Annotated in this window: 16 protein-coding genes; 6 read left to right on the top strand and 10 right to left on the bottom strand. The window is 73.2% G+C overall.

Features of this window, described 5'->3' with window-relative positions:
• From VIM19_01055 to VIM19_01035, 5 genes are all read right to left on the bottom strand, one after another.
• The coding region (locus VIM19_01055) for a hypothetical protein (protein ID HEY5183504.1) at positions 1-403 on the bottom strand (403 nt) is incomplete at its 3' end.
• Positions 404-637: 234 nt separating this feature from the next.
• A complete protein-coding gene (locus VIM19_01050; protein ID HEY5183503.1) occupies positions 638-2,878 on the bottom strand; it encodes a molybdopterin-dependent oxidoreductase in 2,241 nt (746 codons plus the stop codon).
• A gap of 58 nt (positions 2,879-2,936) precedes the next feature.
• Positions 2,937-4,565 (bottom strand): cell wall-binding repeat-containing protein, encoded by a 1,629-nt coding sequence (locus VIM19_01045; protein ID HEY5183502.1) that lies wholly within the window; start codon positions 4,563-4,565, stop codon positions 2,937-2,939.
• A gap of 115 nt (positions 4,566-4,680) precedes the next feature.
• Positions 4,681-5,799, bottom strand: a complete 1,119-nt coding sequence (locus VIM19_01040; GenBank protein HEY5183501.1) for an FAD-binding oxidoreductase — start codon at positions 5,797-5,799, stop codon at positions 4,681-4,683.
• A 13-nt stretch (positions 5,800-5,812) separates the two neighbouring features.
• On the bottom strand, positions 5,813-6,358 hold the full coding sequence (locus VIM19_01035; protein ID HEY5183500.1) for a GNAT family N-acetyltransferase: 546 nt from the start codon (positions 6,356-6,358) through the stop codon (positions 5,813-5,815).
• Between the two features lie 103 nt (positions 6,359-6,461).
• Here VIM19_01035 and VIM19_01030 point away from each other — a divergent pair, with 103 nt between their 5' ends.
• A complete protein-coding gene (locus VIM19_01030; GenBank protein ID HEY5183499.1) occupies positions 6,462-6,704 on the top strand; it encodes a hypothetical protein in 243 nt (80 codons plus the stop codon).
• A gap of 25 nt (positions 6,705-6,729) precedes the next feature.
• Entirely contained in the window at positions 6,730-8,175 is a 1,446-nt protein-coding gene (locus tag VIM19_01025) for a gamma-glutamyltransferase (GenBank protein HEY5183498.1), read from the top strand.
• 7 nt (positions 8,176-8,182) lie between these two features.
• On the opposite strand, the gene VIM19_01020 is transcribed toward VIM19_01025, so the two are convergent.
• Positions 8,183-8,842: a CoA transferase subunit B gene (locus VIM19_01020; GenBank protein ID HEY5183497.1), complete on the bottom strand. Its 660-nt coding sequence runs from the start codon at positions 8,840-8,842 to the stop codon at positions 8,183-8,185.
• Positions 8,842-9,618 (bottom strand): CoA transferase subunit A, encoded by a 777-nt coding sequence (locus tag VIM19_01015; protein HEY5183496.1) that lies wholly within the window; start codon positions 9,616-9,618, stop codon positions 8,842-8,844. Before VIM19_01015 ends, VIM19_01020 begins: the two co-directional genes overlap by 1 nt.
• A gap of 470 nt (positions 9,619-10,088) precedes the next feature.
• Here VIM19_01015 and VIM19_01010 point away from each other — a divergent pair, with 470 nt between their 5' ends.
• Genes VIM19_01010 through VIM19_01000 form a run of 3 tightly spaced genes read left to right on the top strand, consistent with a single transcriptional unit; the run spans position 10,089 to position 12,063 of the window.
• The gene (locus VIM19_01010) at positions 10,089-10,271 is read left to right on the top strand and encodes a hypothetical protein (protein ID HEY5183495.1); all 183 of its coding nucleotides are present in this window, start codon (positions 10,089-10,091) and stop codon (positions 10,269-10,271) included.
• Positions 10,268-10,984 (top strand): cytochrome b N-terminal domain-containing protein, encoded by a 717-nt coding sequence (locus VIM19_01005; GenBank protein HEY5183494.1) that lies wholly within the window; start codon positions 10,268-10,270, stop codon positions 10,982-10,984. Before VIM19_01010 ends, VIM19_01005 begins: the two co-directional genes overlap by 4 nt.
• Positions 10,981-12,063, top strand: coding sequence for a hypothetical protein (locus VIM19_01000; protein HEY5183493.1), 1,083 nt, complete (start codon positions 10,981-10,983; stop codon positions 12,061-12,063). The genes VIM19_01005 and VIM19_01000 overlap by 4 nt, the downstream gene beginning before the upstream one ends.
• A 91-nt stretch (positions 12,064-12,154) precedes the next feature.
• Here the strand turns inward: VIM19_01000 and VIM19_00995 are convergent, their stop codons facing one another.
• Positions 12,155-14,053, bottom strand: coding sequence for a propionyl-CoA synthetase (locus VIM19_00995; protein HEY5183492.1), 1,899 nt, complete (start codon positions 14,051-14,053; stop codon positions 12,155-12,157).
• A gap of 124 nt (positions 14,054-14,177) precedes the next feature.
• On the opposite strand from VIM19_00995, the gene VIM19_00990 reads away from it, so the two are divergent.
• Positions 14,178-14,897, top strand: a complete 720-nt coding sequence (locus VIM19_00990) for a Type 1 glutamine amidotransferase-like domain-containing protein (GenBank protein HEY5183491.1) — start codon at positions 14,178-14,180, stop codon at positions 14,895-14,897.
• Here VIM19_00990 and VIM19_00985 read toward each other — a convergent pair.
• On the bottom strand, positions 14,863-15,336 hold the full coding sequence (locus VIM19_00985) for an isoprenylcysteine carboxylmethyltransferase family protein (GenBank protein ID HEY5183490.1): 474 nt from the start codon (positions 15,334-15,336) through the stop codon (positions 14,863-14,865). The two genes, VIM19_00990 and VIM19_00985, sit on opposite strands and share 35 nt — an antisense overlap.
• A 7-nt stretch (positions 15,337-15,343) precedes the next feature.
• On the bottom strand, positions 15,344-17,394 hold a 2,051-nt coding region (locus VIM19_00980; protein HEY5183489.1), incomplete at its 5' end, for a S9 family peptidase.

Raw genomic sequence — 17,394 nt, 5'->3', positions numbered from 1 at the left:
CGACCCCCCGGTCGACGTACTCGGGCAGCCGTTGCTCGCTCACGGCGCGGACCCGCTGGCCCTCGGCCGTCGCCGCGGCCAGGATGCGCTGCTCCTCCTCGAGCGCCGTGCGCTGCCGGGCCGCCGCGGCGGCCGCCCGCTCGGCCTCGGCCCGCTGGTGCGCTTCGGCGACCAGCGCCGCCGAGCGCTGGGCGGCTGCCCGCCGGAGCCGCTCGGCCTCGGCCAGACCCTCGGCCCGGAGCCGGTCCGCCTCACGCTCGGTGTCCGCCAGCTGCGCGAACACCGCTGCGAGCTCCGCGGCGGTCGCGGCGGAGCGGTCCGCGGGCACGCCGGCGGGTGCGGCACCACCCGGCGCCCCCGCCGGGCGGAACCGGTCCAGGATCGACGACCTCGGCCCGGCCACCGCTACCCGCTCGCAGCCATCCGCAACACCTCCGCGACCACGTCCTTCTAGATCACCACCGACGCGGGCCGACCGCGAGAGGCCGGATGTCCCGACCTGTCCCCACCCCCATTCCGCATGAAGGGCACCCTCTGCGCGCACTGTCGCAACTTCCCACCCTTCACCGGACGACGATGAAGGGCGCCTTTGTGCGGCCACACGCTCAGAAGGGGACCTATATGCGGGAGGGGGGTGTCAGCGGGCAGTGACCTGGACCGGGATCGCGGTCAGCGCGGAGGTGCCGGACAGAGGGTCCAGCAGCGTCTCGTCGACGAGCAGGTTGAGGTTCGCCCCCGGCTGCGCGGCCGCGACCGACCCGGCCGCTCCCGGCACGTCGTGCCCCCAACCGTGCGGCAGCGACACCACCCCCGGCCGAACGCCGTCGGTCACCTCGACGGTGACCTCGACCCGGCCGGTGGCCGTCGCCACGGTTGCCGTCCCCGCGTCGACCAGGCCCAGGCGGACGGCGTCCTCGGGGTGGACGTGCAGGGTGCAGCGGTTGCTGCCCCCCGCGAGCAGCGGCAGGTTGTGCAGCCAGGAGTTGTTGGACCGCAGCTGCCGGCGGCCCACCAGCAGCAGGCGGTCGACCGGCGCGGACCGCAGCGCGCCGGCGAGCCGCTCCGCCTCGGCCAGCAGCTGCGGCGGGGCGAGCTCGACCAGTCCGCTGGGCGTGCGCAGCACCTCGGGCAGCCGTGGCCGCAACGGCCCTAGGTCGACGCCGTGCGGCTGAGCCTCAAGCGCGGCCAGGCTCAGTCCCTCGGGCACCGCGCCGAACCCGTCGCCGTAGGGCCCGCCGCGCAGCAGCAGGTCGAGGATGCGGTCCTGCCGCCGACGTCCGGCCACCGCGGCGAGCAGCTCGGCCGGGTCCCGGCCGTGGGCCGGAGACGACGAGTCCGCGGCTAGCCGGCGGGCCACGTCGTAGGCGGCCAGGTCGTCCAGCTGGTCGGCCGTCACCCCACCGCCGACCGCCGTGGCGGCCAGCTGCAGGAGCACGTCGGCCTCGTCCCGCTCCCCCGGCCCCAGCGGCAACGACGGCGGTGACCAGCGGGCCACGGTGCGGACGGCGAAGCTGGCCAGGGCGACGTCGTAGTGGCTGCGGGTCAGGGGCGACGCCGCCGGGAACACCACGTGGGCGAACCGGGTGGTCTCGTTGAGGTAGGCGTCGACGCTGACCACGGCGTCGAGCGTGGCCAGGGCCGCGGCCAGCCGCGCGCCGTTCGGCGTGGACAGCACCGGGTTCCCGGCCACCGTGACGAGCGCGCGCAGCCGCTCACCGTCCGGCCCCACCGTGTCGATCTCCTCGGCCATCGCGGCCGCCGGGAGCTCCCCGAACGTGCTGGCCAGCCCGCGGACCCTCGTCCGGCCGGACCCGGGAATCCGCACCCCTCGGCCGCGTCCCGGCTCGCCCTGGGTGTTCGGGCTGCCGACGGCCGGCTTGGCCCACAGCACGCCGCCGGGCCGGTCCAGGTTGCCGGTCAGTGTGTTGACGACGTCCACCAACCAGCTGGTCACGGTGCCGAAGGCCGTGGTCGTCGTCCCGATCCGGCCGTAGACCGCCGCGGACGGCGCGGCCGCGAGCTCGACAGCGAGCCGCGACACGGTCCCCGCCGGCAGCCCGCAGGCCGCCTCCACCCGGTCCGGGTCGAACGGCTGCACGGCCGTCCTGACCTCCTCCAGCCCGGTCACGTGCGGGGCCGCGGCGCCAAGCGTCACCAGCCCACCGGCGAACAGCTCGCGGGCGACCCCGGCCAGCAGCAGCCCGTCGGTGCCCGGCCGGACGGCCAGGTGCTCATCGGCCGCCTGCGCGGTCCGGCTGCGCCGCGGGTCGACGACGACCAGCCGACCGCCCCTGGCCCGCAGCGCCCGCAGCCGCCCGGGCAGGTCCGGGGCGGTCAGCAGGCTGCCGTTGGACACCAACGGGTCCGCGCCGAGCACCAGCAGGTAGTCGGTGCGGTCCACGTCGGGGACCAGCACGGACAGCTCGGTGCCGAACATCAGCCCCGAGGCCACCTGCTTCGGGAACTGGTCCACCGTGCTGGCGGTGAACCGGAACCGGGTGCCCAGGGCTCTGATCAACACCGGCAGGTAGAACGTCGACGCGTGGTTGTGTGCGTTCGGGTTGCCCAGGTAGACGCCCACCGCGTCCGTGCCGTGCTCGGTCAGCACCGGGCGCAGCAGCCGCTCCACCTCGGCGTAGGCGTCGTCCCAGGACGCCGCCACCAGCTGGTCCCGGTGCCGGACCAGGGGGGTGCGCAGCCGGTCGGGGTCGGCGTGCAGCTCGCCGAGCGCGACTCCCTTGGGGCAGATGTAGCCGCGGCTGAAGACGTCGTCCGGGTCCCCCCGGACCGCGCTCACGGCGTCGCCGTCGAGCGTGAGGGTCACCCCGCAGGTGGCCTCGCACAGGGGGCAGATACGCGAGCGAGTGACCGCTTCCACGTGGCGAGCCTAGCCCGGCCGACCCGATCAGGGCCGCGCGGATCGCTCAGGCTCGCGCTCAGCCGATGCAGCCGCCGGACGAGCCCACGGCCTGCAGCCCGGCGAGGTCGCCCGCGCCGTAGCCAACCGGGCCGGTCGGGCTCAGCACCGGGTACATGATCTCCAGCGGGTCCGTGACGTGGTTGAGCCCGACAGCATGGCCGATCTCGTGCAGCAGCAGCGGCCCGCGGTCGTCACCCTGGGCGAAGCCGGCGGTCGTGGTGGCCGTCGAGGCGGGGTCGATGACCACGTAGCCGTGGACGAGCTTCCACACCCAGCTGCTGCCGTTGGAGACCCCGCTGGCCGACCAGCCGCCCTCGCCGATGGCCCCCGAGGCGTACAGGTCGGTCTGGGTGGGACCGGCCACCGCGACCACCAGGGCGGCCGGGGCGCTGGCCGTGTTGGTGGACGACGGAACGAACGTCGTCGTCCCCGCGTAGCTGAACGAGAGCCCGGACGCCGCGCTGATCCTGGCCAGGGCGGCCTGCACGTCGGTGAGCACACCGGAGCCCAGCGAGCCCGGGTTCACCCGGTAGCCGATCGGGGCGCACGGGTTCCAGCGCAACGTCTGGCCGTCCTTCGTGTTCACCGCGAACGCGGTGGGCACCCCGGGCGGCAGGTCGCCGAGCGCCTGCCGGATCGGGACCAGCGCGGCGTCAGGGACGGCCGCCGGGCCACCCACCACGATCAGGCCGGTCGGGTGGATCCGGCTCACCTGGGTGAGCACGGCGGACACCGGGCCGGTGGTCCCCGTGAGGACCAGCGCCCCGGACTGCAGTCCGGCCAGTGCCGAGCCGGTCAGCGCGTCCGGGAAGGTCCCGCCGGTGGCCACGACGGCGGTCGTCGCCGTGCCGAGCAGGGCGAGCGCGGCGGCGTTGGTCTGGTAGCGGTCGGACCCGCTGCGGCGCTCGACCGTGGGGGCGAACGACGCCAGCTGGCCGTAGACGGCGCCGCTGACCGCCGCGGTCCCGCCGAGCACCTCGATCTTGGCCGGCTGCAGCCGCTTGAGCTCGTCGGCCACGGCCGTCGGCAGCGTGGCCGGGTCGGTGAGCAGCACCGGACCGCCGAGCCGGGCGCCGAGCGCGGCGCCGGTGAGCGCGTCCGGGAAGTCCCGGCCGGTGGCCACGAAGGCGACCGGCACGCCTGGGTTGAAGGTCGCCTGCGACACGGCCACCGCGGTCTCGAAGCGGCTGGCCCCAGCCAGCCGCTTCCAGCCTCCGGTCGCGTACACGCCGAGCGCCTGGCCCACGGAGTCAGGCACGGCCGCCGGCCCGCCGACCAGGATCACGATGCCGGGTGTCAGCCGGGCCACCTGCTGGCTCACCGCCGCGGGCACGGTCCCGCCGTCCACGATGAGAAGGGGCGACGTCGAGCCCGCCGCGGGTCCGGCGGCCAGCGCGTCGGCAAAGGATCGTCCGGTGGCGATGTACACGGCGGGGACGCCGGGCGAGTACTGGCCGGCCACCTGGGCCGCAGTCTCGTAGCGGCTGGCGCCGTCCAGCCGGCTGACGGTGATCACCGACGAGGTGGCGCTCAGGGTACGGGTCGGCGACGACGCCCCGGCCATGGCGGGCGCCGCCGCAGCCAGCAGCAGTGCCGCGGACAGCGCCAGCGCTGCTCCGTGGGCGCGTCCGGACCGTGAGCGCATCGGGCCCCTCCCCCAGCTCAGGGCGACGTCGCTTCCGAGTGGCGCCGTCGTCGCTCTGGTCGTCGCCGTGCGCGGACCACGGCTGAAGGGGCCGGACGGGTGGTGTCGGCTGCGCTCAGCCGGCGAAGCGGGCCGGGCTGACCAGCTCAGGCCGCACACCGGTGGCCGCCAGCTCCGCCGGCAGCCCACGACCGAGGACGGCGGAGGCCACGAACGTACCCACCGCCGGCGCGGTCTGGATCCCGTAGCCGCCCTGGCCGGCCGACCAGACGAACGTCGGTTCCGCCGGGTCGGCGCCCAGGACGAGCTCCCGGTCGGGGGCGAAGGTCCGCAGCCCGGCCCAGGCGATGCGCACGTGCCGCAGCCGGAGCGTGGTGGCCTCGTTGATCCGGTCCAGGGCCAAGGCGACGTCCGCCTCGTCCGGCCGGGCGTCGCACGGGTCGCTGAGGGTCTCGTCGGCCAGCGAGCACAGCAGCTGGCCGGGGCCCTCGGGCTTGAAGTACCAGCGTTCGTCCACGTCGTTGACCAGCGGCCAGCCCGCCGTGTCCCGCTCGCAGGACACGGTGAAGGCGGTACGCCGCAGCGGACGCAGGCCGACCGTGGCCAGACCGGCCAGCCGGGCCACGTCGTCGGCCCAGGCTCCGCCGGCGTTCACCACGGCCGCCACCTCGACCCGCTCGCCGCCCACCGTGGCCAGCCACCCGCCGCGCGCGCGGGCCAGGGCGGTCACCGGTGAGCCGGCGCGGACCTCACCCCCGCTGCGGCGCAGCCCCGCGACGAGGATCTGGTGCAGCCGGGCGACGTCGATGTCGCTGGCACCCGGCTCCAGGACGCCGGCGACCGCGTGCTCGGGCCGCAGCACCGGGCACAGCGCGGCCACCTCGTCGCCGTCGACCAGCCGAATCGACGGAACCAGCGCCCGGCCCCGCTCAGCCAGCCCGACCAGCTCGGCCCGCTGGTCCTCCCGGCCGACGGCCAGCATGGCCCGGGGGCTGAGCAGGCTCGGCTCGCCGCCAGGGGGACTGTCGAGGAAGGCCCGGCTGGCCAGCGTGAGGCGGCGCACCTGGTCGCTGCCGTAGTTCTCCAGGTACTGCGCGGCCGACCGGCCGGTGGTGTGGAAGGCGAGCACCGGCTCGGTCTCGGCGAGCAGCACCCGCGCGGAGCCGGCCAGGGCGAAGGCTGCGGCCGCCCCAGCGATACCCCCGCCGATCACGAGCACGTCGAAGCCGTCCATGGTGGCTCCGACGCTACTGCTCTCCGGTCGCCACCCAGAACCGGAGCTTGCCCCCGCGCTGGTCCTCGAACCGACCACCGGCCGACTCGATCACCCGGCGGGAGGCGATGTTGTCGACGTCGCACGTGATCAGCGCCAGCGCCACCCCCAGCTCGCGCACGCGGGGCAGCGCCGCCGCGAGCATGGCGGTGGCGTGGCCCTGTCGGCGCGCGCTGGGCCGGACGTCATACCCGATGTGCCCGCCGACCTCCCGCAGGTGTTCGGTCAGCCGGTGCCGGAAGGCGAGTCGGCCGAGGTACTCGCAGCCGTCCACCCACCACCAGGTGGTGCTGGGCACGTGCCCCTCGGGCCGCGCGGTCTCCTCCAGCGCCGCCGCCCTCAGCTCGGCGACATCGCCGGCGAAGCCCTCCTCAGCGCCCCAGGTCGGGCCGTATCCTCGCAGCTCGTGGCCGACCATCGAGACGTCGTCCGGACCGCCGCGGCCCTCGGCTAGGAACTCGTCCATGGCCACCAGGAAGGACTCTCGGACGGTGCCGGTCGGCAGCGCCAGCTCGGCCACGGCCACCTCCTTGATCGTCGACATCGGTTCGCACGGTAGCCGCCCGCGCCCCGACCCGACGAGCGCATTTCAGTTCGGCCAGCCGGCTTCCGACAACTCGCCCATGGACGTCGTCCAGGAGCAAGGCCACGCCGGCCCGGTGGCGAGCATGACGCGGGCCGCCGTGCACCGGCGCGACCACCTGCACGGGTCCACGGACAGCTGCTGCCGTCCCCATGCCGTCGAGGTAGTGCGGCTGGGACCGTGGGCCGTGACCGTCTGCCACGACTGCGGGTTCGAGTACGGGTTCGACCAGGCCCGGCCCTGCGAGAGCGCCGCGGAGCACCACCGGCGCGCGACCGCCTGAGGCACGCTCTGGCAGGCTGGGCCGGGTGGAGCCACGGGGCAGCCGGCCGGCCGCGGTCGCCGGCGGCGACCCGGCGACGGTCGAGGCCGCCGCGACGGTGCTGCGGGCCGGCGGCAACGCCTTCGACGCGGCCGTGGCGGCCGGCTTCGCCTCGGCGCTGGCCGAGCCCGGGCTCACCAGTCTCGGTGGCGGCGGCTTTCTGCTGGCCAGGACGGCGGACGGGCGGGCGACCCTCGTCGACTTCTTCGTCGACACCCCGGGGCGCGGTCGCAGCCCGGCCAGCCTGGAGCCGCACTTCACCCCGGTGACCGTGGCGTTCTCCGGTGCCGACCAGGTGTTCCACGTGGGCTACGGATCGGTCGGGGTGCCGGGGGCGCTGGCCGGCTACCTGCACGTGCACGAGCGGTTCGGCCGGCTGCCGCTGCCGGACGTGGTCGCCCCGGCGCAGCGGCTGGCCCGGCAGGGGACCCGGCTGGAGCCGATGCAGGCGGCCGTCGTCGTGCTGCTGGCGGACATCCTCACCCTCACCGACGAGGCCCGCGCGGTGTTCGCGCCGTCCGGACGGCTGCCCGCGACGGGTGACCTGGTGACCAACCCGCGATACGCGGACTTCCTCGACGAGGTGGCCGCCGGTCGGGTCGCCGGCTTCGCCGACCCCGCGCTGGCGCAGCCGCTGGCCGCGGCGATGAGCCGCGGCGGCGGGCTGGTCGGCGTCGACGACCTCGAGGGGTACCGGGTGGTCGAGCGGGAGCCGCTGGCCTTCACCTACCGCGGGGTCCGCATCCTGACCAACCCGGCGCCGTCGTTCGGCGGCGGCCTGGTGGCCCACGGGCTGGAGCGGCTCGAGGCGGGCGACCCGCTCGCCACTGCCCTTGCCGCGATCAGCGACCGCGGCCTCATCGCCCGGGTCCGGTCGGTCAAGGGCACCACGCACGTGAGCGTGGCCGACACGGAGGGCAACGTCGCCTCGATGACGACGTCGAACGGCTCCTGCTCGGGCGTGATGGTCCCCGGCACCGGCATCCAGCTGAACAACGTCATGGGCGAGCGGGACCTGCACCCCGACGGCTTCCACGCCGCCCCGCCCGGGCAGCGGGTGGGCTCGATGATGGCGCCGACCGTCGTCGAGCACCCCGATGGCCGGCTGACGGCGCTCGGCAGCGGCGGCAGCGAGCGGATCCGCAGCGCCCTGACCCAGGTGCTGCGCCACCTGGTCGACGACGGTGCCGCCCCTCAGGACGCCGTCGACGCACCGCGGCTGCACTGGGACGGCGCCGGCTACCAGGCCGAGCCGGGCCTGCCGGACGAGGTGCTGGCCGGGACCGCGGGCGCCCCGGTCAACGTCTGGCCGGACGTCGACGTGTACTTCGGCGGCGTCCACGTGGTCACCACGGGCCGCCCCGGCGTCCAGGTCACAGGTGACCCGCGCCGCGGCGGGGCGACCGCCATCGTGCCGACCGCCCCGGGCTGACGGGCGGTCAGCCGACCTGCATGGCGGCCGGCGCGGCCGAGACCGTGAACCCCGGCCCGGTCTTCTCCCGGACCTCCTCGACAGTGACACCGGGGGCCAGCTCACGCAGCACCAGCCCGTCGTCGGTGATGTCGAGGACGGCGAGGTCAGTGATCACCCGCTGCACGACCCGGCGCCCGGTGTAGGGCAGCGTGCACTCGTCGACGATCTTGTGCGAGCCGTCCTTGGCGACGTGCTCCATCATGACGATAACCCGCTTGGCGCCGTGCACGAGGTCCATGGCACCGCCCATCCCCTTGACCATCTTCCCGGGGATCATCCAGTTCGCCAGGTCGCCGGTGGCGGACACCTGCATGGCACCGAGGATCGCGGCGTCCACGTGCCCGCCGCGGATCATCGCGAAGCTGGTCGCGGAGTCGAAGTACGAGGCGCCGTCGAGCACCGTGACGGTCTCCTTGCCGGCGTTGATGAGGTCGGGGTCGACGTCGACCTCGCGCGGGTACGGGCCCACGCCGAGGATCCCGTTCTCGGACTGGAGCACCACCGTCACCCCGGCCGGCAGGTAGTTGGGCACCAGCGTCGGCAGCCCGATGCCGAGGTTCACGTACTGGCCGTCCTGCAGCTCCTGCGCGACGCGGGCCGCGAGCTGCTCCCTGGTCAGTGCCATCAGGCCTGCTCCCCCTCCGGGCGGACCGTCCGCCGCTCGATCCGCTTGTCCGCGGTCTGCTCCGCCGTCAGCGGCACCACCCGCTGCACGAAGATGCCGGGCAGGTGCACCCGGTCCGGGTCCAGCTCCCCCGGCCCGACCAGCTGCTCCACCTCGGCGATGGTCACCCGCCCGGCCATCGCGGCCAGCGGGTTGAAGTTGCGGGCGCTCTCGTGGAAGACCAGGTTGCCGTGGCGGTCGCCGACGGCCGCCCGGACCAGCGCGAAGTCGGTCGTGATCGCCTCCTCGAGCACGTACTCCTTGTCGTCGAACACCCGCACGTCCTTCTTCGGCGAGGCCAGCGCGACCGACCCGTCCGCCGCGTACCGCCAGGGGAGCCCACCGTCGGCGACCTGGGTGCCGACGCCGGTCACCGTGTAGAACGCGGCGATGCCGGACCCACCCGCCCGCAGCCGCTCGGCCAGCGAGCCCTGCGGGGTGAGCTCCACCTCCAGCTCGCCGGAGAGGAACTGCCGCTCGAACTCCTTGTTCTCGCCGACGTAGGACGACGTCATCCGGGCGATCCGCTTGGCCCCGAGCAGCACGCCGAGACCCCAGCCGTCCACCCCGCAGTTGTTGGACACCGCGTGCAGCCCGGACACCCCCGCCTCGTACAGCGCCCGGATGAGCACCGAGGGGATGCCGCACAGGCCGAACCCGCCCACCGCGAGCGACGCGCCATAGCCCACATCGGCCACGGCGTCGGCCGCGGTCCAGCCGCTCTTGTCCAGGGTCATGTCCTGCCGGTCCTCTCCTGCTCGGGATCATGGCGAATCTAGCGCGCCGGGCCGCGGAGGAGGAGGATGCCCGAGACGGGCATGGCGGCGGGGCCTCGCCGGTCACACTGCACGGACTGATCGCAAGGGGACCAAAGACCCTCGTGTCCATGCCGTTCGCCACTGATCTTGAAAGTTGGTTGAACGCAACGATCAGGCAGCGAGGTCGTGCCCGCGGCCTTGGAGTCTCACTTTCAGGAGGACGGCGTGAACGGCTTGGTCATCGCCGGGGAGCGAGAAGTCCCGGCCGACCATCGAGCGCGAGACCGGTCACGGCCTCGCGGGCAGGAACCAGCTCGGCTCGGAACCACCGGCATCGCCAAGCCGAACCGGACACCTCAACGGCAGCCTCACCGAACCACCTCGGCCGACGAGCTGAGCAGGGTGAATCTCGGGCCGTCGCTCTCACTCTCAGTAGTCCAGGAGGAGCTGTGATCAATCAGCTGTGGGGCCCGCTGATCGACCTGGTCGGTGACGGCGGCTACAAGGCCCTGACGATCGGCGACTGGTTCGTGATGAAGTACGCCAACATCGTCATCTACGTCATCATCGCGGCCCTCTTCGTCGGCGGCATGTTCATCAACCTCCCCGAGCGGAAGAAGGAGTCGAAATGAGCAGCCACGCTCGGGCCCACGATCCGGTGACGGACACCGGCGATGAAGTCGCGTTCTCCTGGACCGAGCCGTCACCGTGGGTGCGCAGCCGGCTGGTCCGCAACTTCCCGCTCCGGCGGCTGCTGCCCGACGAGGAGCCGTCCTACGTCTCGTCCCTGCTGTACGTCATGGGGGTGCTCACCCTCGCCGCCCTGATCGTGGTGATCCTCAGTGGCGTGGTCCTCGCCCTGGGCGGCGTCCAGTGGTGGCAGACCAGCTCGGTCGGCGGGTTCATGAACAGCGTGCACTTCTGGGGGGTGCAGCTGTTCTTCCTGTTCATGGCCGTGCACGCGCTGTTCAACTTCTTCATCATGGCGTGGCGCGGCGGACGCGGGTTCACCTGGGTGACCGGCGTGCTCGCCTTCCTGCTGGCCATCGTGACGGCCTTCACCGGCTTCCTGATGATGACGAACTGGGACAGCCAGTACATCGCCCAGCAGGCCAAGGACGCCATGATCTCCATGGGCATCGGGTTTATCTGGAACGTGATGGACGTCGGCCAGCAGTTCACCCTGCACGTCGTCGTCACGGCCGGGATCCTCGGCTTCATCGTGCTGGTCCACCTGGGCCAGGTACGACGTCGCGGCGTCGTCCCACCGCCCGGCGAGGAGCACCTCGAGGTCGACGTGACCACCCTGCACGAGGCCGGCCAGGTCGGAGGTACCCACGCATGAGCAAGAAGCACCCCATCCGGGAGTGGACCGGACCGCAGCGGAAGTACGACCTGTTGTTCGAGGGAACGGTCGCCGTCGTCATCATCGCGGTGATCGCCGTGGCGGCGTCGATCCTGTTCGGTTCCGCGAACGGTGGACTCACCTACCCGGACGGCCCGCCGTCGAAGGCTGGATCGGCGTTCACCGCCAAGTACTGGGCGAACTCGCCGACCATCGACGACCAGGGCAAGGTCGACCCGAAGGGTGGACAACCCGACTTCGTCGCCACGGTCGTCGCCGAGCTGGACGGCTCCTCGGGCACCGCCGGCTACGGTCCGCCGTTCAACAAGACCTCAGGGGCCTCCCAGTCGATCGGGAAGGTCTCGCTCACCGGGATCGCGAACAGCATCTTCGGCCTGACCCAGCCGGTGAACAGCGCGAACGACTTCGTGCTGGCACCGCTGAGCCAGATCGTGGCCCCCTACGACCCGAAGGTGGCCGCGGCCGTCCAGCAGTACGAGTCCGCCGGAGGGAGCCTGCAGCCGGGCGTGGCCGCCGACCAGCTGGTCTCCGACCAGCAGGCGACTTGGCTGAAGAACTACACCGACGCGCTCGCCAAGGGTTCGGTCGAGAACGGCGTGATCACCGTCCCGGACGGCGACTACGGCCCGGTGGCCACGATCGTCCAGGCCGAGCTGAACATCGCGCTCAGCGGCGCGCTCGACAACTATTTCACCAGCGGCCCCAACCAGCTCAACACGAACCCGTTCAAGGCAACGATGTTCTACAGCGACGGGAGCGTGTGGAGCCAGGTCGCGGCCGGGCAGGGCCTCACCGGCGACCAGTGGGGCGTCATGAACGAGCTGTGGAACTACCCCGGCCAGTTCTGGCTGATCCTGTACGCGATCCCCTACCACATCCCGGCGATCGGCAGCTCTGCCGCCGCCGACCTCTGGGTCGGGACTCTGGTCGTGATCATCGGGATGCTCGTGCAGCTGTTGCTGCCCTGGATCCCAGGGCTCAGAGACATCCCACGGGTGATCCCGTTCTACCGGGTCATCTTCCGCAAGTACTACGCGGAGAACCGCAAGTCGACCTGAGCACGACGATGCCGGAGGCCGGTGGGGGATGGACCCCTCACCGGCCTCCGGCATCGTCAGGCCGGAGGCCGATCGAAGGTCAGCGGGGAACTCAGCGGGACAGCACGTCACGCAGCGCGTCGAGCACCGCCGGATCCTCGATCGTGGAGGGCACCGGCTCCTCGTGCCCGTCGGCGATGCCGCGCATCGCCTTGCGCAGGATCTTCCCCGAGCGGGTCTTGGGCAGCGCCGCCACCACGTCGATCTCGCGGAGCGCCGCAACGGCCCCGATCTGATCACGAACCGACTGGACCAGCTCGGCTCGCAGCCGCTCGTGGTCGACGACGACCCCGGCCTTGAGCACCACGAAGCCACGGGGCACCTGGCCCTTGAGCTCGTCGTGGACGCCGATGACGGCGCACTCGGCCACCGCGGGGTGTCCCGCGAGCACGGCCTCCATCGCCCCGGTCGACAGCCGGTGCCCGGCCACGTTGATGACGTCGTCGGTGCGCCCCATGACGAACAGGTAGCCGTCGGTGTCGACGAAGCCGCCGTCCCCGGTGAGGTACGCGCCGGGGAAGGCGGACAGGTAGCCGGCGACGTACCGCTCGTCGTCCCCCCACAGGGTGGGCAGGGTGCCCGGCGGCAGCGGCAGCCGGATCACGATGGCGCCCTCCACCCCCGGGGCGGCCGGGTTGCCGCCCGCGTCGACGACCTCCACCGCGTAGCCGGGCACGGGGACGGACGGCGACCCGGGCTTGATCGGCATCGGCTCCAGGCCGCGCAGGTTCGCCGCGATCGGCCACCCGGTCTCGGTCTGCCACCAGTTGTCGATGACCGGCACCCGCAGCATGTCGCTGGCCCAGTGGTAGGTGTCCGGGTCCAGCCGCTCCCCGGCCAGGAACAGGGTCCGGAACCCGGAGATGTCATGGCCGCTCAGCAGCTTGCCCTCAGGGTCGTCCCGCTTGATGGCCCGGATCGCCGTGGGGGCGGTGAACAGCGCCTTCACACCGTGGTCGGCGATGACCCTCCAGAAGGCGCCCGCGTCGGGCGTACCGACCGGCTTGCCCTCGTAGAGCACGCTGGTGGCGCCGGCGAGCAGCGGTGCGTAGACGATGTAGGAGTGGCCGACGACCCAGCCCACGTCCGACGCGGCCCACCACACGTCGCCCGGCTCGATGCCGTAGACGTTGCCCATCGACCACACGAGGGCGACCGCGTGGCCGCCGTTGTCGCGAACCACCCCCTTGGGCTTCCCGGTCGTGCCCGACGTGTACAGGATGTAGAGCGGGTCTGTCGCGTCGACCGTCACGCACTCGGCGGGCTGAGCGGACGCCATCGCCTCGGCCCAGTCGACGTCCCGCTCACCCGTCACGGCCAGCGCCTGCGGCCGCTGCAGGATCACGCAGCGAGACGGCTGGTGGGTGGCCAGCGCCAGGGCGGCGTCCAGCAGCGGCTTGTACTCGATGACCTTGCTGCCCTCGATGCCGCAGGACGCCGACACGACCACGGTGGGCTGCGCGTCGTCGATGCGCACGGCCAGCTCGTGCGGCGCGAACCCGCCGAAGACCACCGAGTGGACGGCGCCCAGCCGGGCGCAGGCCAGCATCGCGATGACGGCCTCCGGCACCATCGGCAGGTAGATCACCACCCGGTCCCCGACACCGACGCCCAGCCCGCGCAGCACCCCGGCGAACCGGGACACCTCGTCCAGCAGCTGCGCGTACGTGTAGGTCCGCTGCTGACCGGTGACCGGGCTGTCGTAGATCAGCGCGGCCTGGTCGGCGCGGCCGTCGCGGACATGGCGGTCGACGGCGTTGAAGCAGGTGTTCAGTCGGCCCCCGGCGAACCACCGGTAGAACGGTGGCCGGCTGTCGTCCAGCACTGTGGTCGGCTCGACGTCCCACTCGACCCCGGCGGCCGCCTCGCGCCAGAAGCCGGCCGGGTCGTGCATGCTCCGCTCGTACGCCTCGAGGTAGCGGCCCATGGCGTCTCCTGCATCCGCTCGCAGCGATGGTTCCCCGCACAGTAGCGACGACCTGGACGAGCGGGGGGCCGGAGCGGGGACAGCCGCGACGAGCGGACCCGCGCCGCGCCGAACGGCAAGTGGAACGGTCCGGCCCTACGCTGGCCCGGTGGCCGGTCCGATCGCGCTGGTGGGCTCCGGGGAGTACCTCCCGGTCATGCTCGAGGTGGAGCGTGCGCTGCTGGGGGGCCGACCCCCCGTCTACGTGCAGATCCCCACGGCGGCCGCACCCGAGGGCCAGGCGACGCTCGACCGGTGGATCGGGCTGGGCCGGGCCCAGGCCCAGCGGCTGGGTGTGCGCGCTGTCCCTGTGGTGGCGCGCGACCGCGCTGAGGCCGACGACCCCGAGCTGGCCTCGGCCGTGGCCGGCGCCGGTCTGGTCTACCTCTCCGGCGGCAACCCGGGGTTCCTCGCCGACGCGCTGCGCGGCACCCGGCTGTGGGCAGCCGTCGAGCAGGCCTGGCGCGACGGCGCGGCGCTCGCCGGCTGCAGCGCCGGGGCGATGGCGCTGACCTCCTGGGTGCCGGACTTTTGGCACCCAGGAGGCTCCGACCGCGAGGGGCTGGGGGTGGTCCCCCAGCTGCGGGTGATCCCGCACTTCGACCGGTTCCTGGGCCGGATGCCGGACCTGCTCACCCGGCCGTTCCTTCGACACTCGGACGGGTCGACCCTGCTCGGCATCGACGAGGACACCGCGCTGGTCGGCGGCCCCGAGGAGTTCGAGGTCCAGGGCCGGCAGTCGGTGTGGGTGCTGGGCGAGGGCAGCCGCCGCGAGCTGCCGGTGGGCAGCCGGGTCAGCTTCCCACTCGACGCCACGGCCCGGGGATGAACCGCGGGGTCACCGCCGCGTAGGCCGGGTAGCCCGGATAGTGCGCGGCCAGCATCGACTCCTCCCAACGCGCCTTGCCGTTGAACAGCAGCACCAGGGCCACGAAGGCCACCACCGACCACGGGTTGCCCGTCTGGGCCGCCGTCGCGGCGGCCCAGACCATCAGCCCGCCGTAGATCGGGTGGCGGGCGAACCGGAACGACCCACCGGTGCGCAGCACCCCGCGGGAGACCGGTGCCGGGTGAGCCGTCAACGAGCGGCCGAGGTCGAGCAGCCCCCACGCCGCCAGGCCCAGGCCGACCGCCTGGACGACGCGGAGCAGCAGCCGCGCCCACTCCGGCACCGACCAGGCCGAGCCGCCCGGCAGGAGGACGAGGGCGGCGAGCAGGGCGAGCTGGACGGCCACCAGCGCCCAGCCCACCAGTCGTCGACGGTCCACGGCTCGACTATCCCCCGACGCCCATGGTGTCGAGCACCCAGGCGAAGATCTCGGCCTCGTAGGACAGGTGGCCGAACCGGCCGGACGGGCCGGCGTGGGCGCCGGCCCCCATCTCGCACCGGAACAGCACCGAGTCGTCCACCGAGCCGGTCCCCCGCAGCCGGGCCACCCACTTGGCCGGCTCCCAGACCATCACCCTCGGGTCATGGAGGGCGCCGGTGACGAGCAGCCGCGGGCGCCCCTCGAGGTCCGGGATGTTGTCGTACGGCGAGTAGGCCAGCATCCAGCCGAACTCCTCGGGACGCCGCGGGTCGCCCCACTCGGTCCACTCCTGAGGGGTCAACGGGATGGTCGCGTCGAGCATGGTGGTCACGACGTCGACGAAGGGCACCTCGGCCACGACCCCGCGCCACCGCCGTGGCACCTGGCTGTAGACGGCACCCATGAGCAAGCCGCCCGCGGACAGCCCACGAGCGACGATCCGCGAGCCGTCCACCAGGCCGTCGGCCAGCCCGTCCGCGACGTCCACGAAGTCGTTGAAGGTGTTCTGCTTGTGGGCCAGCCGACCGTTCTCGTACCAGCGCCGGCCCATCTCGCCACCGCCACGGATGTGGGCGTGCGCGAAGACCACCCCCTGGTCCAGCAGCGCCGGCAGCGCCGGGTCGAAGGCGGGCTCCTCGCTGTACTCGTAGGAGCCGTACCCGTACAGCAGGCAGGGCGCGGTCCCGTCCAGGGGGACGTCGGCGCGGCGCGCGACGGTCACCGGGACCAGCTGGCCGTCCCTCGCCGGCAGTCGCAGCCGCGAGCTGACGTAGGCCGCGGGGTCGTAGCCCGGGACGGCCTCGCGGTGCCGCAGCTCACGGGCCCCCGTGTGCAGGTCGACGGCGTACCGGGTGGTCGGCTCGGTGTACGAGCCCACCGCGACCAGCACCTCCTCGGTGGCGAACTCCTCGTTGTGGTCCAGCTCGATGGTGCCGCCCTCGAGCCCGGGGCCGACGTCGATCGCCTGCTCAAGGCCCTCCCGGGGCACGATACGCAGCACCGGGTACCCGTCCCGTCGCAGGCTCAGCACGAGGTGCCCGGCGAACACGTCCACCGAGACCAGCCGCTCCTCGGGATGCTCGGCCACGACCTCCTCCCAGCGCGCCCGGCCGGGGGTCGCCACCGCGGTCCGCATCAGCCGGAACTCCGAGGCGCCGTCGTTGGTGACGACCAGCAGCACGTCGCCGTCCGGGCGCGGCGCGTGCGCGACCCGGTACTCCACGCCCGGCCGGCGCGGCTCGACGACCACCGGAGGCTGGTCGGGCCGGTCCGCCGGCACCAGCCACACCTCGGTGCTCTCCCTGGCGACGGCGTCGATGACGACCAGGCCACCGGAGCGGCTGGCCGACACGGTGACCTCGAACCGGTCGTCGTCCTCCTGGTACACCAGCCGGTCGGCCGCGGCCCCGGTGCCGAGCCGGTGCCGCCACACCTGGTAGGGGCGGTAGGCCTCGTCGTGCACCGTGTAGAAGAAGGTGCCGGAGTCGGCCGACCAGGCACCGCCGTAGTAGCTGCGGGCGATGCGGTCCGGCAGGTCGGCGCCCGTGGTCAGGTCGCGGAAGGCCAGCTCGTAGACCTCGTCGCCGGTCCGGTCGAGGGAGTAGGCGAGCAGCCGGGAGTCCGGGCTCACCTCGCGCACCCCGAGCGAGAAGTAGTCGGCCCCATCAGCCAGCTCATTCTCGTCCAGGAGCACCTGGACCGAAGGATTTCCGGCCGGTTCACGTAGAAACTGTGTGTATTCCTTCCCAGGAACCGTGCGGGTGTAGTAGACAAAGCCCCCGTGCATCCATCTGGCCGACTCGTCAGCTGGGGCGATGAGGCGAGACATTCGGCCGAACAGCTGCTGGCGGAGAGGCCCCGTATGCTCCACCCGCGCGCCGTAGTAGGCGCGCTCGGCAGCAAGGTAGGCCAGGGTCTCGTCCTTGGCGATGTCCCGCAGACCGGCGTAGTCGTCCACCCGACGCTCGCCGTGCAGCTCGTGGGCGGTCGGTCCCACCGGGGCGATCGGCGGGCGGG

The organism is Actinomycetes bacterium (assembly GCA_036510875.1).
Classification (GTDB): Bacteria; Actinomycetota; Actinomycetes; order Prado026; family Prado026; genus DATCDE01.
Note: the sequence above shows the minus strand (reverse complement) of the source record. Positions and strands in the feature narration are given on the sequence as shown.